The 21,077-nt window shown below is 61.8% G+C and carries 18 protein-coding genes and 1 pseudogene; 3 read left to right on the top strand and 16 right to left on the bottom strand.

Annotated elements, in window-relative coordinates; all coding sequences use genetic code 11:
- Window positions 1-546: 546 nt before the first annotated feature.
- The 5 genes from ACE103_RS11235 to ACE103_RS11215 all read right to left on the bottom strand — a co-directional run bounded on the left by ACE103_RS11235 (window position 547) and on the right by ACE103_RS11215 (window position 5,017).
- On the bottom strand, window positions 547-1,878 hold the full coding sequence (locus ACE103_RS11235) for an LLM class flavin-dependent oxidoreductase (protein ID WP_375779458.1): 1,332 nt from the start codon (window positions 1,876-1,878) through the stop codon (window positions 547-549).
- Between the two features lie 3 nt (window positions 1,879-1,881).
- On the bottom strand, window positions 1,882-2,307 hold the full coding sequence (locus ACE103_RS11230) for an OsmC family protein (RefSeq protein WP_375779457.1): 426 nt from the start codon (window positions 2,305-2,307) through the stop codon (window positions 1,882-1,884).
- Between the two features lie 38 nt (window positions 2,308-2,345).
- Window positions 2,346-3,362 carry an ABC transporter substrate-binding protein gene (locus tag ACE103_RS11225; RefSeq protein ID WP_375779456.1) on the bottom strand — a complete coding sequence of 339 codons (1,017 nt, stop codon included), beginning with the start codon at window positions 3,360-3,362 and terminating at the stop codon, window positions 2,346-2,348.
- Window positions 3,363-3,455: 93 nt separating this feature from the next.
- On the bottom strand, window positions 3,456-4,184 hold the full coding sequence (locus ACE103_RS11220) for an ABC transporter ATP-binding protein (RefSeq protein WP_375779455.1): 729 nt from the start codon (window positions 4,182-4,184) through the stop codon (window positions 3,456-3,458).
- A complete protein-coding gene (locus tag ACE103_RS11215) occupies window positions 4,181-5,017 on the bottom strand; it encodes an ABC transporter permease subunit (RefSeq protein ID WP_375779454.1) in 837 nt (278 codons plus the stop codon). The genes ACE103_RS11220 and ACE103_RS11215 overlap by 4 nt, the downstream gene beginning before the upstream one ends.
- A 625-nt stretch (window positions 5,018-5,642) precedes the next feature.
- Here ACE103_RS11215 and ACE103_RS11210 point away from each other — a divergent pair.
- Window positions 5,643-6,151, top strand: a pseudogene (locus ACE103_RS11210) (Lrp/AsnC family transcriptional regulator).
- 76 nt (window positions 6,152-6,227) lie between these two features.
- On the opposite strand, the gene ACE103_RS11205 reads toward ACE103_RS11210, so the two are convergent.
- Genes ACE103_RS11205 through ACE103_RS11195 form a run of 3 tightly spaced genes read right to left on the bottom strand, consistent with a single transcriptional unit; the run spans window position 6,228 to window position 9,283 of the window.
- On the bottom strand, window positions 6,228-7,058 hold the full coding sequence (locus ACE103_RS11205; protein ID WP_375781088.1) for an ABC transporter ATP-binding protein: 831 nt from the start codon (window positions 7,056-7,058) through the stop codon (window positions 6,228-6,230).
- Window positions 7,055-7,858 carry an ABC transporter permease gene (locus ACE103_RS11200; RefSeq protein ID WP_375779453.1) on the bottom strand — a complete coding sequence of 268 codons (804 nt, stop codon included), beginning with the start codon at window positions 7,856-7,858 and terminating at the stop codon, window positions 7,055-7,057. The genes ACE103_RS11205 and ACE103_RS11200 overlap by 4 nt, the downstream gene beginning before the upstream one ends.
- A 3-nt stretch (window positions 7,859-7,861) precedes the next feature.
- On the bottom strand, window positions 7,862-9,283 hold the full coding sequence (locus ACE103_RS11195; RefSeq protein WP_375779452.1) for an ABC transporter substrate-binding protein: 1,422 nt from the start codon (window positions 9,281-9,283) through the stop codon (window positions 7,862-7,864).
- Between the two features lie 464 nt (window positions 9,284-9,747).
- On the opposite strand from ACE103_RS11195, the gene ACE103_RS11190 reads away from it, so the two are divergent.
- A complete protein-coding gene (locus tag ACE103_RS11190; protein ID WP_375781087.1) occupies window positions 9,748-10,440 on the top strand; it encodes a Crp/Fnr family transcriptional regulator in 693 nt (230 codons plus the stop codon).
- Here ACE103_RS11190 and ACE103_RS11185 read toward each other — a convergent pair whose 3' ends face one another.
- The 7 genes from ACE103_RS11185 to ACE103_RS11155 all read right to left on the bottom strand — a co-directional run bounded on the left by ACE103_RS11185 (window position 10,441) and on the right by ACE103_RS11155 (window position 17,647).
- Window positions 10,441-11,403, bottom strand: coding sequence for a HEAT repeat domain-containing protein (locus ACE103_RS11185; RefSeq protein WP_375779451.1), 963 nt, complete (start codon window positions 11,401-11,403; stop codon window positions 10,441-10,443).
- A 1-nt stretch (window position 11,404) separates the two neighbouring features.
- A complete protein-coding gene (locus ACE103_RS11180) occupies window positions 11,405-11,638 on the bottom strand; it encodes a ferredoxin family protein (RefSeq protein WP_028340042.1) in 234 nt (77 codons plus the stop codon).
- Window positions 11,639-11,653: 15 nt separating this feature from the next.
- Window positions 11,654-13,390: a fumarate reductase/succinate dehydrogenase flavoprotein subunit gene (locus ACE103_RS11175; RefSeq protein ID WP_375779450.1), complete on the bottom strand. Its 1,737-nt coding sequence runs from the start codon at window positions 13,388-13,390 to the stop codon at window positions 11,654-11,656.
- 9 nt (window positions 13,391-13,399) lie between these two features.
- Complete coding sequence (locus ACE103_RS11170; RefSeq protein ID WP_375779449.1) at window positions 13,400-13,699, bottom strand: gamma-butyrobetaine hydroxylase-like domain-containing protein; 300 nt, start codon at window positions 13,697-13,699, stop codon at window positions 13,400-13,402.
- Window positions 13,700-13,879: 180 nt separating this feature from the next.
- The gene (locus ACE103_RS11165; protein WP_375779448.1) at window positions 13,880-14,482 is read right to left on the bottom strand and encodes an ABC transporter permease; all 603 of its coding nucleotides are present in this window, start codon (window positions 14,480-14,482) and stop codon (window positions 13,880-13,882) included.
- Window positions 14,482-15,378 carry an ABC transporter ATP-binding protein gene (locus tag ACE103_RS11160; RefSeq protein WP_375779447.1) on the bottom strand — a complete coding sequence of 299 codons (897 nt, stop codon included), beginning with the start codon at window positions 15,376-15,378 and terminating at the stop codon, window positions 14,482-14,484. Before ACE103_RS11160 ends, ACE103_RS11165 begins: the two co-directional genes overlap by 1 nt.
- Window positions 15,379-15,571: 193 nt before the next feature.
- Entirely contained in the window at window positions 15,572-17,647 is a 2,076-nt protein-coding gene (locus tag ACE103_RS11155) for a methyl-accepting chemotaxis protein (RefSeq protein ID WP_375779446.1), read from the bottom strand.
- Window positions 17,648-18,411: 764 nt separating this feature from the next.
- Between ACE103_RS11155 and ACE103_RS11150 the strand changes: the two genes are divergently transcribed.
- A complete protein-coding gene (locus ACE103_RS11150) occupies window positions 18,412-18,753 on the top strand; it encodes a hypothetical protein (protein ID WP_375779445.1) in 342 nt (113 codons plus the stop codon).
- Window positions 18,754-19,620: 867 nt separating this feature from the next.
- Here the strand turns inward: ACE103_RS11150 and hmgA are convergent.
- On the bottom strand, window positions 19,621-20,967 hold the full coding sequence (gene hmgA, locus ACE103_RS11145) for a homogentisate 1,2-dioxygenase (RefSeq protein WP_375779444.1): 1,347 nt from the start codon (window positions 20,965-20,967) through the stop codon (window positions 19,621-19,623).
- Window positions 20,968-21,077: the final 110 nt, after the last annotated feature.

Raw genomic sequence — 21,077 nt, 5'->3', positions numbered from 1 at the left:
ACGTCAGGCGCCTTTACCCTCGCGCCCAACAAGCGTCGCGTGTCAGGTTCCGACCGGCGTCGAATCGAATCGACGGACATGGCTGCCGCGCCGCAAATCGATGCGCATTTCGTTGCGCACAAAAAACACAGAAACTATAAGTGCTTGGAAGAATGGTCGGAGTGGCAGGATTCGAACCTGCGACCCCTGCGTCCCGAACGCAGTGAGCATCTTCTAAGTTATTGATTTTTATCGAGATGATGAACGTTTCCGCCCCGTTTTGTTCACGTTCGTTTCACCCAATTCGTTGCGATTTCGTTGCGACGTTTCTCAGGAAGAACGCAAAAGCCCCGTTGGTCCAATAGGTGATTCTTGACCGACGAAAGCTCCGCGGGCCAGCTGGCGACACAGGTTCAAATCCCGGGGCGCAACCACCGATACCGACATTCGTTGATTGCAGCCATCTGAACGACATCCCACCGTTGCAGCGGATTGACTGTCCAGGCCAATTCCTTTTCTGGTACAGAAGAAATGACGACAACTGGCCGCCAAATCCGTGCAGTTGAATCAATTCCGCGGCCGGACCAATCCAAGCGAGTCACGCAGGGTCGAGCCGTCATACTCTGTTCGGAAGAGACCGCGGCGCTGCAGTTCCGGCACCAGTTGATGCACCACGTCCTCCACCCCGCCTGGGAGATAGGCGATCTGCAACATGAAGCCGTCGCAGGCACGGGCTTCGAACCATTCCTGCATACGGTCGGCGACCGCGCCAGGAGTACCGGTGAAGCCGCTGGTGGTCCGCCCCGCGCCGTACCGTTGGCCCAGTTCGGCCAGGCTGAGACCGGAGCGACGGGTCAGCTCGGAGACCTCGCGATAGTGCCCCTCGACGCCGGGGACATTGAGATTTTCCGGCAACACCTGATCCTGCGGGAACAGCGAGAGATCGACACCGAGGTGATAGGACAGGGTCGAGAGTCCGGCCTCCGGATGGGAGAGACCATAGAGCTCGTCGTGCAATGCCTTGGCGCGGCTCTCGGTGTCTGCGATCACCGGCACGATGCCGGGCAACACCTTAAGCGTATCCGGATCGCGCCCGAAGCGTACCGCTGGTGCGCGCAGGTCGTTGCGGAATTCGACGGCGACATCGATCAGCCCGGGGGTCACGAAGATGATCTCGGCCCAACGCGCCGCGAAGTCGCGGCCGCGTGCCGAGGCACCAGCCTGGATGAAGACCGGACGGCCCTGCGGTGGCCGGCTGACATTGAGGGGGCCGCGGACATTGAACCATTTGCCGGCATGGTTGATCGCCCGGACCCGGGCGGGATCGGCAAACAGCGGCGCATCGCGATCGCGCACCAGAGCGCCATCCTGCCAGGAATTCCACAGCCTGGTCGTGACATCGAGGAACTCGTCGGCACGGTCGTAACGTTCGTCACGCGAGAGCTGCTCGGTCAGCCCGAAGTTACGCGCCTCCGCTTCCTGGAATGACGTGACGATGTTCCATGCCGCACGCCCGCCGCTGATATGGTCGAGCGTCGCCAGCGCGCGTGCCAGACTGTACGGCTGCGTGTAGGTCGTGGAAATCGTCGCGCCGAGCCCGAGGTGCTTCGTCGCGCCCGCGATCACCGATAGCACCACCAGCGGATCGAGCCGCAAGGCTCCCAAGGCGCCATAGCGAAGCTGGCTGGCCAGGCTGCCGCCGAGCGTATCTGGAATCGCAACAATGTCGGCAATGAAGAGCAGGTCGAAGCGCCCCTCCTCCAGGAGCCGCCCAATGTTCTGGTAGTAACCAGCCGACAGCAGGTCGCCGCCCGCCTTCGGGTGCCGCCATCCGCCGTGATTGCCCGAGACCGGGCCGGCGGAAACGAAGGCGGCGAGATGCAGTTTCTTGGCAGTCATTGATCAGCTCACGGTCCAGGAAATTTCGAAGGGGCCGCCGCGCTTGAGCGTGTTGTAGATCGGACAGTTGGACGTGAAGCCGCCGACCAGCGTTTCGGCCTCGCTCGCGGTCACGCCGGTGAGCCGCACTGCGATGCGGATCGATTCATACCGTGTCGGATCGCTGGCATGACGCTGGAACGAGACTTTGGTCCCGGCTTCGCGCAGGGCGATGTCCTGCTCCTTCGCAATCTTCCGGATCAGGTCGAGCGCGCAACTGCCCAGCGACGACAGAAGCAGCTCGCCGGCGGTGATCGCCTCAGCCGGCCCACCTGCAGCGGCGCGCTGGTCCGAGACGAAATGGTTGCTGCCTGCGCTGAGCAGATAGCGGCCGAAAAGGCCGATGGTCGCCGACGTGATGGAGACCGTGTCACCGATTTGGGCACTCATGATGCTTTCTCTGTGTTGCGGGTTGTCTCGACCACGGTCTATGCGCCGAGCTCCACGACGACGGCCTTCTTTACCGCGTCGAATTGCGCACCAAGCAGGAACGATCGCACGTCGACCTTGTTCAGGAGGACACCCAAGGCATGGAAACTATCTGCGAGATCCTGCGTGGTTGCGGCAGCGGCTTCATCGATCGGCTTCAATGCGACGGCCGTCGACTCGGACAGCCTGGCCTCGCGGACCAGCTTCTCGTACACGGCCTGCTCGGCACCATTCGGCGGAAAGCCACCCTGGGACGCCCACAGTGAAACGGATTCCGCCGTGTGCGCGAAAATATGGGCCTGCGTCTCGCGAATGATCTTCACGAACTTCGCAAGGAATTGCGGATACTTCACCGCGGCCTCGCTACGCGCCACGTAGAAGGCATAGTCGTAGGTCTTGACGTCCGGCAGCAGGCGCGCCTTGTCACCGAGCTTCGTCAGCGCGAGAGCCGTCGCAGGCTGCCAGTGAATCCAACCATCGATGCTGCCTTGCGCAAACGCGGTGAACGCGTCTGCCCCACTCAGGCTCACGGCCTGCACGTCGGACAATCTGAGCCCGGCCGTCTCCAGATATTTGATCAAGCTATAGGTGCCGGTCGTGCCGTTCTGATGGGCGATCTTCTTGTCCTTCAGATCGGCCGCGGTCTTGATCGGCGAACTGGCCTGCACCAGAAAATCGACCTCGTCGACGGGCAGCGGATAAGCGGCAAGCGGTACGATCGGCACGCGCGCGGGCACGGCGTTCACAACAGCGGTCGCGGTTGCGAATGTCAAGTCGACCGAACCTGCTTTCAGCGCTTCCATCACGGGAAGCGAAGCCGTGAACCCCGGCTGCCAGACGATCCTGGTGCCGAGTTCCTGCTCCAGGTTTCGGCCGCCGGCGCCGGTGCGCAGCGAGGCCCAAACACCGGTACGGCCGTCACCGATGACAGCCACGGTCAGTTGTGTTGGAACTGCGCCGGCCGCATCCGCAAACGTCACACCACGTACGCCGGCCGTCGCGGCTGCAACCGTCACGCCAGCCGACGCCAGGAATATTCGCCGCGAAACGCTGCGACGGCGCATGCCAATTGAGCCGTTCGAGATCATTCAATTATCCTTCTTGATCTGTCACGCGACCGCCGGCAGATTGCCTTCCGCCGTCAACAGACCGTCGAGCAGTTCTTCCTTGAGGGCAGCCAGGGCCGGATCGCCACGATGCCGCGAGCGCGGCCGATCGAACACGAGATCCTGCGCGATGCCGCCGTCCTTGACCAGCAGCACGCGATCGGAAAGCAGAAGCGCCTCCTCGACATCGTGCGTGACCAGAACGACGGTGCGGGGACGCGCGGCGAGCAGTTGCTCCAGCAGCAATTGCATTGCCGCGCGGGTGATGGCGTCGAGCGCGCCGAAGGGCTCGTCTAGCAGCAAGAGGTCCGGTTCATGGATGAGCGCCCGCGCCAGCGCCACCCGCTGCCGCTGCCCGCCGGACAGCCCGATCGGAAACTCGCTCTCGCGTCCCTGCAAACCCACGGCGCGGAGGATGTCAAACGCCTCGCGGTCACGGCCCTTGAGGCCAAGTTGGACATTGCCGCGCACAGTCCGCCACGGCAGCAGACGATCCTCCTGGAACATCAGGCGTACATCCGCCGTGTGGCCGGTCGCACGCAGCTCGATACGGCCGCCGGAGGGTGTCTCGAGGCCCGCTATGAGGCGCAGCACCGTTGACTTGCCGGCGCCATTCGGCCCGATGATCGAGACGAACTGGCCGGCTGCGATGTCGAGGTCGACCCTTTGCAGGACCGAGCGGCCGGCAAATGACTTGCTGACGCCCTGCAGACTGACCGCCGCGCCCCTCATGCCTTCCCCCGCTCGGCATAGTTCGGATGCCAGCGCAGCAGGCGCCGCTCGACCAGGCGCGTGACTAAATCCGACAGCCAGCTTGCGATCGCATAGAGAATGATCGCCAACATGATGATGTCGATGCGCAGCAGCTCGCGGGCATTTTGCACGAGGTACCCGATGCCGTCCCGGGATGCGATCGTCTCGCCGACGACCAGGGTCAGCCAGGCGACGCCAAGCGCATAGCGGATGCCGACCAGGATCGGCTGCAGCGCCGCCGGCAGGATGATGGACCACACGAGCTCCACAGGTCCGAGACCATAGGACCTGCCGAGCTCGACCAACTTTGGATCGACATTGCGAATGCCGCCGACGGTATTGATATAGACCGGGAACAGTGATTCCATCGCGACCAGGATCGACCGCGGCTCTTCACCGATCCCGAACCACAGGATCATGAGCGGCACCAGCGCCAGATGCGGAATGGTTCGGATCATCTGCAGCGAGCGGTCGAACAGATCGCGTACCGCCTCGAACAACCCGACGAGCAAGCCGAAGAGAAGGCCGGTGGTGGCGCCAATCGCGAAGCCGATTGCGACGCGACGAAGGCTCACCAGGATGTCATGCTGCAATTCGCCGCGCTCGGCGAGCTGACGGGCGGCGTTCCAAATGTCCGCAGGAGCCGGCACGACCGCGGTCGATACGGCGCCGCTAACCGACAGGACTTGCCAGATGGCGAGCACCGCAAGCGGCGGCAGCCATGGCAGCAACAACGAGCGGCATGTCACGCCTCGCGACGCCGACGACGCCGATATGTCGGCGTTGGGCCTGACGTCCGCCACGATCGACACGACCGGTTCGCTCCCAAGGAGCGCGGGCTCCTTGCGAGCAGGTGTTCGCGTCGCCGCCGCATCGGCAGGAGCAGAAAGCAGTGACGCATCCGTCATGAAATCGAACTTATCCCGCCTCACCTGCCCCCGAGACACCTAGGCAAAGTCCGACGCCGAATTCGACGGCAATGAAATTCATTTTTCAGCGCTTTGCATTGAAGCTGTTCTACTTGCCATGCCATTTGCAGAATCTGTTTCCGGCGCCGGCCCGCTTGTTCCGCATCTGCGTTCAATCTGATAGTTACGAGACCGCGTGCGAGGCAATTGGACGCATAGCCGGCCCCCGCATTTCTCGGCGGCATCATCTCGGAGGCCGAGAACGGTTACCTCGAACGAGAGCCGGGCGGTTTGGGCGTCACGACCCGCAAGCCTGCTTCAACCCCGTCACTTGCTAGCGGCACAGCATCTCGAGAGTACAGCGTGACGACGGCTTCCTGTCTGCGACAACCGGATGGATGAACTGCGAGGAGCTGCGCCGGCAGAAGGGATTTCTCCGACTGACGCTTTATTCAAAACGCTGGCGACTTGCGTAGAATATTCTTACATCTAGCATCCACCACAGCCATTCATTTGAATTTCTCTGCACATGAGCGAGATCCAGACGCTGCCGGCCGTTACACCGCGCCGCCTCGATGCGATTGATCGCAAGATCCTGCGGGTTCTCCAGGAAGACGCATCGCTATCGGTCGCCGAGATCGGCGAGCGCGTTGGACTTTCCTCGACCCCTTGCTGGAAGCGCGTGCAGCGTCTGGAGAACGAGGGGGTCATCACCGGCAAGGTCGCCCTCGTCGACCAGAACAAGATCGGTCTGGGTCTGTCGGTCTTCGTGTCCGTCGAGAGCGACGACCACTCCGACAAGTGGCTGAGGAGATTTGCGTCGGTCGTCAGCGCGATGCCCGAGTGATCGAGTTCTACCGCATGGCCGGCGACATCGACTATGTCCTGCGTGTGGTCGTCGCTGATATGCAGAGCTATGATCTGTTCTACAAGAAGCTCATCGGCGCGATTGCGCTGAAGAATGTGACCTCACGCTTCGCAATGGAGAAGATCAAGTCGGTGACCGCCCTGCCTGTCCCGGCACTCGCACCAGTGTAGTCTCGAAGGCCACGACTTCCGGATAGGCAGCGGAACAATGCAGCGGCCGCATCGGTCGGCCGCCGGCTGCTCATTGTTATCCGAGGGGGCTCAGCCGCGGCAGCGGCGACGAGCCTTCGCGTTGCTTGAGAAGGCCGATGATGTGGCGCTTCAGTTGCACAAACCCGGGTTCAGTCACAAGCTCGGCCTGACGGGGCCGGCTGAACGGAAGGTCGATATCGTCGATGACACGCCCCGGGCGGGCGCTCATGACGATGGCACGATCGGCCAGGAACAGCGCCTCCTCGATATCGTGCGTCACGAACACTGTGGTGGTCGGAATCCTGGTCCAGATGTCGAGCAGAACCTCCTGCATCATGCTGCGCGTCTGTGCATCGAGAGCGCCGAACGGTTCGTCCATGAGCAGGATGCGCGGTCGGTTGATGAGGACACGCGCGATCTCCACGCGCTGCTGCATGCCACCCGAAAGCTGCGACGGATAAAATCGCTCGAAACCGGCGAGGCCGACGAGCCGCAGAATTTCATCCGCGGCACGATGCCGCTCGCCCCTGACGACGCCGCGCATTTTCGGGCCGAACGCGACATTGTCCCGGACCCGCTTCCATGGGAACAAGGTATGCTGCTGGAACACGATGCCCCGATCCGGGCTTGGCCCCACGACCGGTTGCTCGTCGACCGTCAGCCGTCCCTGCGTCACCGGCAGATGTCCCGCCAGGGCGCCCAGCAAGGTCGACTTCCCGCATCCGGATGGCCCAAGCACACAGACGAGCTCGCCGGGCGAGATCGAAAAATCGAGATCGCGGACGGCCTCGAACGCGTCCACCCCCTCTCCGAGCGAGATCGAGATTCGATCGATCTCGATCCGGCCGACCGCCCTGGCCGACGCATCTGACACCCGGATGTTCATCGCGTCACCGTTGAGCGCTGCCATGGCATCAGATAGTGGCCCAGCGTCATCAACAGCCAGCTGCTGCCCATTCCGAGCAGGCCGATGACCAGCATGCCGACAATGATGTCCGCATAGTTCTGCAAGGTGTAGGCTTCCCACGTATAGTAGCCGATGCCGAACTGACCGGAGATCATTTCGGCCGTGACCAGGCAGAACCACGATGTCCCCATGCCGATGGCAAGGCCGGTGACAATGCTGGGCGCCGCCCCCGGCAGGACGATCTCGCGGAGGATGGCGGCCGGCGTGCCGCCCAGACTGCGCGCAGATGCGATCAGCCGCCGGTCGATGTTCGCAACACCGTGCACGGTATTGAGAATGATCGGGAACAACGCGCCGATGAACGTGATGAAGATCATCGACATCTCCGACGACGGGAAGATCAGGATCGACAGCGGTATCCACGCCACCGCCGGGATCGGCCGCAGCAGCTCGAGCGGCGGCAGCAAGAGGTCGCTGGCGGCACGCGAGCGGCCGATCGCGAAGCCGAAGGCGATCCCGAACACGACTGCGGCACCATATCCCGCAAACACCCGCCACAGGCTGCTGCCGACATGCGCCAACAGCTTCGGCGACTTGAACAGAACGATGGCGGACTGCAGCACCTCGGTCGGCGGCGGTACGTTACGGAAAGTGACGACACCCAGGTTCAGATGCAGCGACGAGGCAAGTTGCCACAATGCGATGCAGCCGACGATCGACAGGGCGCGGACGAGCCAGCGCGCTCCCGGCACCCCGTCGACGGTGCGCCCGATTGCCATTGCTCATCGGCTCGCCAGGAGGGACTCGCGGGCACCGGTATAATCGACCACGGTGCCGCCGTGTTCCTTCGCCCATTTTTCCGCTCCATCCATGAGCAGGAAAGTACTGAGCTCACCCTTTGCCGAACGCACGAACCACGCCTGGTTCGCAAACAGCTTGATGCGGGTTTCACGATCCTGCGCATAGACGACGCGAATCGCCTTGCCTTCCTTCTCCAGTGCCGCGAGCGCCTTCAACGCATTCTCAGGCGAGCTGTAGTGACGAACGAACGGCTCATCCTTGACCCAAATCTGCGCGGTCCGACTGAAGTCCGTGATCTCGGCTCCGGTCGTCGCGTCTTTTGCCTTCAGGGCGAGCTGATCGTAATTCTTCAACTGCGCATCATAGTCGCGGCCGTTTTCCGCGGATGCGGCGCGGATGTATTTGTCGGTCACGAACTGATTGATATCGAGGTCACTGTCGGTGCGCTTCAGGAACTTCAGCGTCTTGATCGAAGTGGCCACCGCTTGACGATATTCCGGTTTCCACGTCACGTCGCGCGTCTGCAGGCCGAGCGGGCCGTGGAACAGATAGACCACCTCCGCCTCGATGCCAGTCACCTTGGCGATCAGTTCGCTGTACTTCTCGGGTTCGTTCGCGATCAGGCGATCGGCCTCGAGTGCGGCACGCAGATAGGCATTGACGATCTCCGGATATTTCTCGGCGTAGTCGGCATCCACGAGCGCACCGTGGAAGGTCGGCGCATTCGCTTGCGAGCCATCAAAGATCTTGCGCGCAAAGCCGCGCCAGGGGAACAGCTCGGCAAACGGAACGAAATCCGCATGGGCCTCGATCTTGTTCGCCTGCAGCGCAGGCCCGGCAACTTCGGGCGCCTGTGTAATGATATTGACGTCGGTTTCCGCGTTCCAGCCCTTGCCCTCGATCGCGCGCAGCAGCATGCCATGCGACGTCGACGCAAAGGGGACCGAGATCGTTTTGCCCTTCAGGTCGTCGATCGACTGCACCGGCGAATTCGAAGGCACGACAATGCCGTTGCCGCTGCCCTTGGTGCTGCCCGACAGAACGCTGATGAAGAGGCTACGACGGCCGGCCTTCTGGAACGCCACACCGTTGAGCGAGCCGGGGAAATCCGCCATCGCACCGAAATCGAGCTTGCCCGCGACCATCTCGTTGGTCAGTGGCGCGCCGCTGGTGAAATTCTTCCACTGGATGTCGTAGGTGACATCTTTGTACTTGCCATCATGCGGCAGGAATTTTTCCAGCAGCTTCAGTTCACGGATCAGAAGGCCGCCCGTCGCGCAATTGATGGTGGTGTCCTGCGTTCCAACCGCGACGCGGATCGTTTCGGCATGTGAGCCGCTGGTCAGTCCAAGCGCAGCCATCGCAGCAATGGCAGTCGTCTTCAGGAAACGGAACGAGATCATCAGCCCTGTCCTTGGCATCGATCGACGGCGCGCCGCCGCCCACAAATACTGCGGGACTATCGGGCCGATGCCGCGCAGGCTGAAGCAATTACTTGCATTGCGCTGCCCGATCGCTTGCCTCGCGATCCCGTCATGATGAGCGTCGGCTGCGTTGAATGATTTTCTCGCGGCGACCCAATCGACAGACGAATCATTTCGACGGGATGCCGTTCACGCACCGGCTTTGCTAAGTGCATTGAAGGTTGATCAAAGAAGTGGACTTTGCCCTCGTGTCACCCTTAGCTGTCGGCCTGGCAGCTCAAGGCAATCCGGCGGCAATGACGATACTGAAGGAAGCATCCGAACCCGATTCACGCAGTCTGTTGGCGCGGACGGGTGCTGCCGCCGACAGGACTTATCGGACACGGCAGGCATTCGCGGTCGTCACCGCCGCGTCGGCGCCTGGCGGCGATTCCGCATTGTTCATGAGCGAGAGCATCGACGGGCTCGACGTCGGCGCGCACTTTCTCGATCGTCTGTCGGCCGAACAGAAGGCAGAAGTCCAGGCAGCCGGGCGCACCATCCTGGTTCCGCAAGGCGACATGGTGTTCAGCCAGGGCGAGCACCACAGCGGCATCTTCATCATCAGGCGGGGACAGGTCCGGGTCTACTACACCGCGCCGTCGGGGCGGGAGATCACCCTCGCCTACTGGACGCCCGGCCATTTCATCGGTGGACCCGAAATTTCCGGTGGCGGGCCGCACATGTGGTCCGGCGTTGCGATGGAGAATTGCGAGATCACCTCATTGCCGAGCGCGGTCGTGCAAAGGCTTCTGGTGCAAATGCCGGCCTTTGCGCTGGCGCTGATCGACGGGCTGATCGCCAAGGGCAAGTGCTATTCGTCGATGGCGCAGATGCTCGGCACGCGTTCGGTGATCGAGCGGCTTGCGCAGTATCTCTTGAACCTTGCCGAGCTCTACGGAGTTGCTGACGGCGACATCGTGATCGTCAATCGGAAGGTGACGCACGACCAGATTGCCGCCATGGTGGGTTCCACCCGGCAGTGGGTCACGATGATGCTGAAGCGCTTCCAGACCAAGCACATCATCGCGATCGAGGACGGGGTCATCCGGATCAAGCGGGTCGATCTGCTCGAGAAAATCCTGTTCCGGGAATAGTCAGCTCTCCCCGATCTGGCCCAACGCCCAGGCCACGGTCTTTCGGACATCGGGGTCCTCATCGCCGGCATGCGCGGCGAGCGCGTCGCGGGCGCGCGGATCGGCGATATCGCCGAGCGCCGCAGCGGCATCCTTGCGCAAGGATGGCAACTCATCGTCGAGGAAGGTGACGATGGCGCCGACGGCGTCCCGGATACGAAGCCTGCCCAGGTTCTGAATCGCCTTCTGGCGCACCTGCCAATAGCTGTCGGTGAGCGAGGCAACCAGCGCCGTTGCCGCCGACACCTGGCCGATCCGCCCGATCGCGTCCGCCGCAGCGGCCCTGACCTGCCATTCCCGATCCGATAGCGCAGCGGCCGCGGCCTGGGCCGCGATGTCGTTTCGCGCAAACGACAACGCATTGACGGCGGCAAGCCTTACGTCGCCGGACTCATCCCGGGTCGCACGGATCAGCGACGGCAGGGTCTCAGTCTTCTTGAGATGGCCGATCACGCCGACCGCCTGCACGCGCACGGCGGGCTCACCGTCACCGAGCGCCACAATCGCAGGACCGAGCGATGCATCGACCTGGAGCGCCTTGAGCGCACGAAAGATCGCGGCGCGCACAAACGCCGAGGAATGTGTTGCCAGCGGCTGCAAGACATCACTGGCCGCCGGATCACGGAGTTCGGCAAGACTGTCGGCGGCCGCCCGGGCGACGTCTGCCTCGGGATCGAGGACGGCACCCGTCAGCGCCCTCGCCACATCGACACCGTCGAACTCACCCAGCGCCTGGACGGCCTGCTGCCTGACCGACGGCGCAACGTCGCGGGCCGCCTGTGCCAACAACGGAACCGCCTCCTCGCTTGACGTCTCCACGAGGTCAAGCACCGCGAGCCGGCGCACCGACGGGTCCTCACTCGCCATCCGCTCGGCGATCTCGCCGAGGTCTCCGAACGCTTCGAACGGCTCGAACACGGTCATGTCAACGCAGCAAATAGGGGATGTTGACGGTGACCGCGCCGGTCGGGCAATCGGTCTCGCAAGGCATGCAATACCAGCACTCGTCGTACTTCATATAGGCCTTGCCGGTGAGATCGCTGATCCGCAGCACGTCGAGTGGGCAGACGTCGACGCAGACCGTGCATCCCTTGTCGGCAATGCATTTGGCGTCATCCACGATGACTGGAACAGTGGTCGGCGTATGGGCAATCGGCATGAGGCATTCACCTGTTCAGGCATGCTGTCGGATGCGCTGGCGGTCATAGGCCGAGCGCTCGGATTCGTCGATCGGAACGATGTAGGGCGCGACCGGGCGCTTCTCCGCCGTCATTCGCCCGTCCCGCTTGCGCAGGATACTGTGACAGAACCAGTCATCGTCGTTCTTCTCCGGGTAGTCCACCCGATGATGATAGAGGCCCCAGCGGCTTTCGGTACGATACAGCGAGGCGAACGCCGCCATCTCGGCGCAGTCGACGATCGAGGAGACTTCCAGCGAACGCATCAACTCGTGCGCGTCGCGCACCACCATTGCGCTTGCGATATCGTCGCGGATCTCCGCGAAGCGCGCCTGACCAAGCTTCATCTTCGCCGTCACCTTGGGTGGCTGAAGATAGTCATTCACGAAGCGCCTTGTCTTGTATTCGAGCTGGTTCGGCGGGATGCCGTCATCGCGCCTGGTCGGCGCCAGCACGCGCTGCTGCTCGCGCACGACGTCGGCTGCGTCGTAGTCTGCCAGATCGATATTGCCGGCCAGTTCCGCCGCGTGCTCGCCCGCCACTGCACCGTTGGTGAAGGCGCCGAGCATGTAATTGTGCGGCACGCTTGCCATGTCGCCCGCAGCATAGAGCCCTGGCACGGTGGTGCGCGCAAATTCATCGACGTAGACACCGGAAGCGCTGTGGCCCGAGCAGAATCCGATCTCGGAAATATGCATCTCGATCATGCGCTCGCGGTAATTGGTGCCACGATTGTCGTGGAACCTGCCCCGCGACGGCCGCTCGACCTGATGCAGGATGGCCTCGATCTTCCCGATCGTGTCGCTATGCAGATGATTGAGCTTCAGGAATACCGGCCCGTTGCCCGATTGCAGCTCGTTGTAGAACTCCTGCATCATCTGCCCGGACCAATAGTCGCATTCGATGAAACGGTCACCCTCGCTGTTGGTGGTGTAGGCCCCGAACGGACCGGCCACATAGGCGCACGCAGGACCGTTGTAGTCCTTGATCAACGGATTGATCTGGTAGCATTCGAGATTCGCGAGCGCGGCACCGGCGTGATAGGCCATCGCATAGCCGTCGCCGGAATTGGTGGCATTCTCGTAGGTCCCCCAGAGATAGCCCGACTGCGGCAGGCCAAGCCGGCCCGCCGCGCCGGCGCAGAGGATGACGGTCTTCGCGCGCAACACCAGGAACTCGGCGCTACGCGTATTGACCGCGATCGCGCCGGCGATCTGCCCATCACGTCCGGTCAACAGGCGCGTCGCCATGTAGCGGTTGGAGATCAACACCTTCTCGCGGCGAAGCTGGCGATAAAGCGCCTTCTTGACGGTATCGCCGTTCGGCATCGGCAGCACGTAGGAGCCGAGGTGATGCACCTTCTTGACGTCGAAGTCGCCGTTTTCATTCTTCTGGAACTTGATGCCGAAGCGGTCGAGCTCCTGAATGACGTCGAAGCAGCGCGAGGCATATTTGTACACTGGCGCCTGATCGCAGATGCCGTCGTTGGCGATCGTGATCTCCTTGGTGTATTGCTCCGGCGTTTCGTAGCCGGGAACGACGGCGTTGTTCAACCCGTCCATGCCCATTGCGATCGCGCCTGACCGCTTGACGTTCGCCTTCTCCAGCAGCACGACGCGCGCGGCGGGACTGTGGCGCTTGGCCTTGTAGGCCGCCATCGGACCGGCCGTGCCGCCGCCGATCACCAGCACGTCGCAGACGATCTCCGTCAGGCCACTTTTGATCTCATCCATGTGCCGACCTCACGCTGACTGCTGCCCGGCAAGTTCGCGCAGGTAGGGCCACGGATAGATGCCGCGGTCATGACCGTCAGAGAACGAGAGCCGCAGGGCGTAATTCCCGACGGGCTCGATGGCAACGACGTGAAGCCCCGGCACAATCGGGAGTTCGATGCCATCAACCAGCCGCCGGATTTCGCTGGCCGCGCGGCTGGCCCGACGTAACGTTTCCGCCGCGACCAAACGGGTTCCGCAATCCGGCCAGGTCAATGCCAGCGTCGTGGAATTTTCGCGTAGCTCCACCTGGATTGGTTGCACCTTCACCTCGCATCATTAACGTCACGCCTTGTAAGCCGATCCCGGCACCTAGCACCCGCAATAAATTGCTTTCGCTCCTTCGCGGCTACGCGACCAGAGGCTCGCTCGATTTGGGTGCCCTTCCGTCCGGCCTGCTCGGCGCCGTACCATGGCAACAATCTTCGGACCGCGCGTTCGAACAGGAGATCAGCCGCAAAGCCCATCGGGCCGAGCACAAACAGCCCGACGAACATCTGATCGACCCGAAATACCTGTTGCGACATCTGGGTCAGATAGCCGACCCCGAACGCCGCTCCGGCCAATTCCGCCGCCACAGCACGACCAGCGCAACGGACAGGCTGACGCGCGGCCCGGCGATGATGAACGGCAGCGCGCCGGGATGACGACATAAGCGAAGTTGCGCCAGCCGCGTGCGCCGAGACTGGCCGCCGGCCGTCCGAGCAGCGGGCTCACGTCGCGCACGCCGACATAGGTACTGACCCAGACCGAGAAGAAGACGCCCCAGGCGATCAGGACAATCTTGGAGGTTTCACCAATGCCGAACCAGAAGATCGCCAGCGGAACGAAAGCGAGCGACGGAACGGCGCGAAACATCTGCACAAGAGGATTGATCGTCCCGTGCAACAGCGGCGATCGCGTCATCGCGACGCCAAGCGCCACACCGAGCACCGATCCGCTCAGAAAGCCGATCGCCGCCCGCAGCAGGCAGGCGCCGAGATGTCGCCGCAGTTCACCCGCCACGATCAGCGCCCATCCGGACTGTACGATCGTCCTCGGCGCGGGCAGCATCACGTTATTGACGAGGCCGCTCCGGCTGAGCGCCTCCCATGCGTCAAAGAAGGCGAGCGTGCCGATAGTCCGGCGACGGTATGGCGGCTGACGCCGAAGGTCATGTTCGCCGTTTCCAGGCCGATCGCCCGTGCGACGTGCTCGTAAAGTTCGTTGAAGCGCGGCGACGTGCGACGGCGAGGACGCGGCAGATCGACGTTGATGTCCTCCACGATCCGCCCCGGGTTCGCCGACATGACGATCAGCCGGCTCGCGAGCACCGGCGCTTCGGCAACGTTGTGAGTCACAAACAGGAAGGTTCGTCGCTCCTGCTGATGAATCTCGATCAGCTTGGCTTGGAGGGAACTACGCGTCATCGCATCAAGCGCCGCGAACGGCGCGTCCATCAGGAGCAGCGATGGACGCAGCGCAAGCGCGCGTGCGATGGCAACGCGCTGCTTCATTCCGCCCGACAATTCGAAAGGGTATTTCTCACCGACATCGGGCAATCCGACGAGCCCGAGCAGATCATGCGCGATCTTCGCTCGCTCGCGCGCGGCGCGTCCCGCCATTCGGAGCCCGAACTGGACATTGCCCTGCGCCGTCAGCCATGGAAACAAGGAGTAGTCCTGAAACACCACGCCACGTTCGGAACTCGGCCCGTCGATCGCGTAGCCGCTCACGCGAACGTCGCCGTCGGCCGCCGCGACAACGCCGGCCAGGATGTTGAGGAGCGTGGTCTTGCCGCATCCGCTCGGCCCGAGAACGCAAACGAATTCAGCACGGTCGATGGTGAGCGAGATGCTGCCCAGCGCGGTGGTACGGCCGCGGCCGGAATCGTAGACATGACCGAGCTCGATGCACGTGATCAGCGGTTCACTGACGGCGGTCCGCGAGGAAATTTCCACCCTGATCATCTTGTGATCGCGCTGCCGGCGCCCCCGGAGACCGTGCATCTGATCGCCAGCCGAAGCGAGCCAGGTTCCACTAGATCGCATCGGGCGCGGATCACGATGCGGTCAAGGTACGGTTTGCCTGCCCGCGCGGGTGGCCGGGTCTCGGTGACATTGGCCGCGGTGCGCGACTTCGAATGTTCAGTCGGTCGGATGCTTAGGCCGCTCGTACCGCACCGAGAAATCGTTCGACCTCAAGCTTCAGCCGGCTGCTTTCCATCGAAAGAGATTGCGCCGCGGTCAGCACTTGAGTGGAGGACGCTTCCGTCTCGCACGCACCACGCTGCACGTCGAGAATGTTGGCCGAAACTCGTTGAGTACCGTGCGCGGCTTGCTGCACGTTTCGCGAGATTTCGCGCGTTGCGGCGCCTTGTTCTTCAACGGCGGACGCGATGGCTGACGCGATCTCGGACATTGCCGTAATGGTCCCTCCGATCTCTTTAATAGCACCGACGGACTCATGTGTGGCAGACTGGATGCCGCCGATTTGCTGGCTGATTTCGTCCGTTGCCTTGGATGTCTGATCGGCCAGTGCCTTCACCTCAGCTGCTACCACCGCGAACCCGCGCCCGGCATCACCTGCCCGGGCAGCCTCGATGGTGGCGTTCAGTGCCAGCAGGTTCGTCTGCGCCGCAATGGAATTGATCAATTCGACAATGTCACCAATGCGCGCTGCCGCTGTTGCCAGCTCGCCGACGCGATCGTTGGTCTTCTGGGCTTGCTCCACGGCGGCCAACGCAATCCGGGCGGAGTCATGAACCTGTCGGCTGATTTCGTCGACGGACGAGGTCATCTCTTCCGTTGCGGCCGCCACCGATTGAACGTTGGCTGAGGCTTCTTTTGAGGCTGCCGCGACAGTCGCGGTCAGTTCCTCCGTGCGCTCAGCGGTCGCAAAGAGACTGCCTGCCGAGGCCTCCAGTTCCGTCGAGGCCGATGACACCACACTTACGACCTGACTGACCACCGCCTCGAACTCGCGAGTGATACTGTCGACGCGTTGCCCGCGCCGGATCTTTGCCTCAGCCTCCGACGCTGCCGCCTCGTTCGAAGCCCTCTGGGCGATCAGTGCGTCTTTGAACACCAGTAACGAGCTTGCCATTGCGCCGATTTCGTCGGACCGCCCGCCCGGCGCGATCGCAACATCGTGGCGGCCGGCAGCAAGCTGCACCACTGTTTCGGTTAGAGCCGCCAGCGGCACGATTACGCGACGACGTAGCATCACGGCGACGCCAGCGAGTACGCCAAGCAGCACCAATATAGCTGCGCTCGCCAAGAGAAGCATCACCAAGGCCTGATCCCGTGCTGTGCCGGCTCGTTCGGTCGCCTCCGTCAGAGCAGCGTCGCGCAGAGCGAGAAAGGTCTGAAGCGCTGGAACGATCTCAGCAGCCAGTTGATCGACGCCGATGCTATAGTTGCCGTCAGTGCGTCCAGCCGGCAACTCTTTCGCGATCGTACGCGCGGCACGCTCAAAGTAGGCTTCGGTGGCATCCTTCAATGCGCTGTTCAAACGAGCAGGCCAACCAAGTTGGTGGATAGCGGCGGTGATCCTCTCCTGATCCACATCGACCCTCCCCAGGGCACGGTCCATCGCAGTGAGGTCTGCTGCCGACAACGGACGGCGTGCGCCGAGCGCAGGCGTCAATGTGCCAACGCGACTGCCGGCCGACACACGAAGGTCCTGAGCTGTCCGAGCGATAGCCAAGAGGGCCGTGAGCGATCCGTCGGCCGTCGCCGCTCGATTTTCCAGGCGATTCAGGATCGGCTCCAAGATCGCGTTGATATCGGAAGTGCCAGAAAGAAAAGCTTTGACGACGTTCGAGCTGCGCTCGGACATCGGCTGATTCAAAGCGTGATCGGTCGTGGCGCGAACATCGGCAAGCTTCGCGGCGGCGCGCCTAAGCTCTTCCAAGATGCCGGCACCGTCGTTGAGACCACCTACCGCTGAGCGCGCGTCGGCGATCGATGATTCGGTTGATCGTACGGATTGCGCTATCGACTCGAGCTGGGTCGGCGTCGCGGCGCGATCTTGGATGAGGACGCTCATGTACGGCACGCGTAGAGCGGTCACCTGCTGACCAATTGTCAAAACCGCTCCGAAACCCTTAACAGCCTTGATCGCGTCCGTCTTGCCCAGGAATGTCTGCGCTTGCGGGACGAGGACTTCGGCACCAAGGGCGAGCGCCAGCACGCCAACCGATAGCATAGACGCGGCAAAGAGTTGGCCGATTCGCATGATCTGTTTCCACTGAAGTTCTGTCTCTAAACGGACCTAATTCAGACGTGCTAAGGTGAGATTAATCAAGTGGGGTTCAACAGACGAACCTCTGTCACATGACCATGTGACCGATAATTTCGGCCGAAGTGCATTAAGTGTCCTTCGAGCGGATCGGGCGCTGTACTTCGTTGCGGGCGTCGATTGAAAGCGTCGCTCGCATTTCGCCCTCAGCGTTGACAGATTTCACCGACCTCCCGGGTCCGCTCTCGAGACTGGACCTACTAAGAGGGCTTCTTGGAAGCCCTCTTTTTTGTGCGCCAGCATGGGTGCGCTCTTGTGCGGAAAGTGCCATCGTGAGTTGATCACAATGAGCGAAGTGAAGCGCAACTGCACGAGGGCGACCGAGTGTGGGAAGGAAGCGTGGAGCGAAGCTGCGGTCTGATGAGAGGAAGAACCGGATAGGAAGCGCTGCCGACCCGGGCGAGCGGGCTGGAACCCGCAAAGCTGCTCTCGTGATTCAAGGGAAAGCGGCGCAGATCCGGCGGTCGTGCAGTGAAGGAATGCGTTCTTACCTGGGGACATCTCGCCTTGCGTCTGAAAGGGCGACGGTGTCGAGCTGGAGCGAGAAGTCAGCAGAGGTCGTAGCAGTCGATGGGAAGGCTGCAAAGCCGTCCCGCAAGCGAAGGGCCGAACGAGAGGGAGTATTTTGACACCAAGCTTCGAAAGGGCGACTACACCCTATATTGCACTAATATAATTATTCGACTTCACATTGAGCTCCGATGTTGCCGCCGTCGTCGAAAAAGCAACTGGAGACAACGTTCGAAACATCGGCCTCACGCGTAATGGGGAGATCGCCATCAACGGGCACAAGGTCCTCGCGTCGAGGCAGGGAATGGCGGGAGAGCCCGGCTTCGAAGCCCAGCGTCCACGCCAAAGGGATCAATGACGCGATCCTCGACGCCGGACGTGAGTCCGGCATCCGCCAGCTCGGAGGTCGCGCGGTATTCACCAACCATTGCGAGGCCTGCTTTCTGACGATCCTTGAAGATTATCTGCCGGCAATATTTGGCGACGACACCAAGGAATATCTCACGGAATTCAAGGCGGCCATGCCGTCCTAGCCGCAATATCAATATAGCCGGCAGTTTCGAGCCCGATGACATACGCTCATACTACCGCAGCCCCGCCGAACTAGGGTGGAGCAAGAACATCAAGTTCAACCATGAGTTCATTGGAAGAGCGCACACAAATTGGAAGTCGCCCACCCTCGCCGCGTGATGCGGCCGCCCGTCTGGCACGAGGAGGACGTGATCGAAGTCTGCGCTTTCCTGGCCCGACAACAACCCTTTCACTTCATGGACATGCCCCGCGACCAATGAAGCTTCGTATATGCGGATAAGGTGTTGCATGGCGACCGCGACGTCGGCATTTCGACATCCCGCGGTTATAGCCAATACTTCCTGTGCTCTCATCATTCGTCATCGACGTCGACAACAGCGAGATCGGCACACGGGTTGTGCTGGTGTGGGTAATCCCGGCGAACGCCAGAAGGAAATCCGTGCCACGGTGGCTGACTATGAGAAGGACCGATTTGGATTCAGCGCTTCATTGAATCTAGACGGCGATCTGCTTGCGCAGTTTCCGGTGGGCTACCGCTAACCAGCCTATTTGCAGTCTCAAATTGGTTGTCCCGTCAAGAAGGACATGCCGGGCTTGAAAGGTTCGGAAGTCGAAGCGCTTTCGGACTTGGCCAGCGTTGGTTACGTGGAGACCAATTGCTCCCGGTTCCGCAATCGTCCGAGGCCCATTGATCTTTAATCAAAACGATATAGCGCCAATTGGCACTGCGCGCGCCCCCACATGCGCAAGTTCCTGACAGGTCCTTTGACACCGCGCGTTCGCCAAAATGATCGACGAATTGCTGACCGGTAACCTGAAGGACGCGTTATCCTCCGGGCGGTTACAAGATTCATTGGCGCGGAGGTCGTTCAGACCTGTCTAAACTTCCGCTCGAGCCCATCCCAACAGCCGGGATAGGCGCCATCAAGCAATTCGAGTTGTGAAGCATATGCAGTTGCGCTCAACGGGTAACGTGTCTCGAACATGAACGCCATCGTGCCCGTCAACCGCTCGGGAACTAGATCCTTATGCGTTGCCTTTTCGAAAGCCTCAGCATCCGGCCCATGCGGGACTAACGCGTTATGAAGACTCATGCCACCAGGTACGAAACCGCCAGGCTTAGCGTCGTAAACGCCGTAGATCAGTCCCATGAACTCGCTCATCACGTTCATATGGTACCACGGCGGTCGAAAGGACCCCTCCATCACGATCCAGCGCTCCGGGAAGATCACGAAGTCCACATTCGCCGTTCCAGCTGTCTCGGAGGCTGATGTCAGCACGGTATAGATCGAGGGATCTGGATGGTCGAATAGCACCGAGCCGACCGGCGAGAACCGGCGCAAATCGTACTTCACCGGCGCGAAATTGCCGTGCCAAGCGACTACGTCGAGCGGAGATTGCGTCACGTCCGTAACATAGAGGCGACCGAGCGATTTGACGTAAAGCTGACACGGCTTCTGCTTGTCCTCGTAAGCCGCGACCGGCGCGAAAAAATCGCGCGGATTGGCGAGACAGTTGGCACCGATCGGTCCCCGTTCGGGTAACGAGAGATAGTTGCCGTAGTTTTCACAGACATAGCCGCGGGCCGGTCCATTCGGCAAATCGACCTTGAACTTCATTCCTTTTGGGACGATCACGATCTCGCCCGGTCCGGCATCGATCATCCCGCACTCGGTAAAAACGCGAATTGCGTTTTCTTGCGGTACCAAGAGAAGTTCGCCATCGACGTTGTAGAAGTACCGGTCTTCCATCGACCGGTTAGCGACATAAACGTGGCTCGCCATACCGAGCTGAAGGTGAACGTCGCCGCCGGTCGCGATGGTCCTAAGTCCCGAAAGGAAGTCGCAGGGCTCAGCGGGAATGGCAATCGGCGACCAGCGCAACTGCGCGATCGGCAAGCGGGATTCGTCACGGCACGGAGCCGTTCGGATCAAGCCGGTGTCCACCGCGCGGAAGCCGCGCCCGTGCTGAACGGATGGACGTACGCGATAAAACCAGGTGCGCTTGTTGCTGTGGCGAGGTGCAGTGAATGCCGTACCCGACAGCTGCTCGGCGTAAAGGCCGAGCGGCGCCTTTTGCGGCGAATTTCGCATCACCGGCAGAGCGCCTGCCACGGCTTCAGTTGCGAAGGAGTTTTCGAACCCGGTCATGTACGCCGGTGAGCCATCTTGAGGCGAGAGTACCGCTTCGCCGAAGGCGTTGGTCTGGAATGTCATGCGCAAATAGGCTCTGAGCGAGTGGAGTTGAGGCTGCCTGATTCTGTCATTTGGGGCCGACCAGTCTGTCACATGAGTGGGTGACAAGAAGGAGGATTGGAGCGCATACA

This window comes from Bradyrhizobium sp. ma5 (assembly GCF_042258955.1).
Classification (GTDB): domain Bacteria; phylum Pseudomonadota; class Alphaproteobacteria; order Rhizobiales; family Xanthobacteraceae; genus Bradyrhizobium.
This window is presented reverse-complemented; position numbering and strand designations above follow the sequence as displayed.

Excerpts from the sequence above, each read along its gene's own strand:
- ACE103_RS11235 (WP_375779458.1), bottom strand. The coding sequence starts at position 1,878 with ATGACTGCCAAGAAACTGCATCTCGCCGCCTTCGTTTCCGCCGGCCCG.
- ACE103_RS11230 (WP_375779457.1), bottom strand. The coding sequence starts at position 2,307 with ATGAGTGCCCAAATCGGTGACACGGTCTCCATCACGTCGGCGACCATC.
- ACE103_RS11220 (WP_375779455.1), bottom strand. The coding sequence starts at position 4,184 with ATGAGGGGCGCGGCGGTCAGTCTGCAGGGCGTCAGCAAGTCATTTGCC.
- ACE103_RS11205 (WP_375781088.1), bottom strand. The coding sequence starts at position 7,058 with ATGAACATCCGGGTGTCAGATGCGTCGGCCAGGGCGGTCGGCCGGATC.
- ACE103_RS11200 (WP_375779453.1), bottom strand. The coding sequence starts at position 7,858 with ATGGCAATCGGGCGCACCGTCGACGGGGTGCCGGGAGCGCGCTGGCTC.
- ACE103_RS11195 (WP_375779452.1), bottom strand. The coding sequence starts at position 9,283 with ATGATCTCGTTCCGTTTCCTGAAGACGACTGCCATTGCTGCGATGGCT.
- ACE103_RS11190 (WP_375781087.1), top strand. The coding sequence starts at position 9,748 with ATGAGCGAGAGCATCGACGGGCTCGACGTCGGCGCGCACTTTCTCGAT.
- ACE103_RS11185 (WP_375779451.1), bottom strand. The coding sequence starts at position 11,403 with ATGACCGTGTTCGAGCCGTTCGAAGCGTTCGGAGACCTCGGCGAGATC.
- ACE103_RS11180 (WP_028340042.1), bottom strand. The coding sequence starts at position 11,638 with ATGCCGATTGCCCATACGCCGACCACTGTTCCAGTCATCGTGGATGAC.
- ACE103_RS11175 (WP_375779450.1), bottom strand. The coding sequence starts at position 13,390 with ATGGATGAGATCAAAAGTGGCCTGACGGAGATCGTCTGCGACGTGCTG.
- ACE103_RS11165 (WP_375779448.1), bottom strand. The coding sequence starts at position 14,482 with ATGCTGCCCGCGCCGAGGACGATCGTACAGTCCGGATGGGCGCTGATC.
- ACE103_RS11160 (WP_375779447.1), bottom strand. The coding sequence starts at position 15,378 with ATGATCAGGGTGGAAATTTCCTCGCGGACCGCCGTCAGTGAACCGCTG.
- ACE103_RS11155 (WP_375779446.1), bottom strand. The coding sequence starts at position 17,647 with ATGCGAATCGGCCAACTCTTTGCCGCGTCTATGCTATCGGTTGGCGTG.
- ACE103_RS11150 (WP_375779445.1), top strand. The coding sequence starts at position 18,412 with ATGTTGCCGCCGTCGTCGAAAAAGCAACTGGAGACAACGTTCGAAACA.
- hmgA (WP_375779444.1), bottom strand. The coding sequence starts at position 20,967 with ATGACATTCCAGACCAACGCCTTCGGCGAAGCGGTACTCTCGCCTCAA.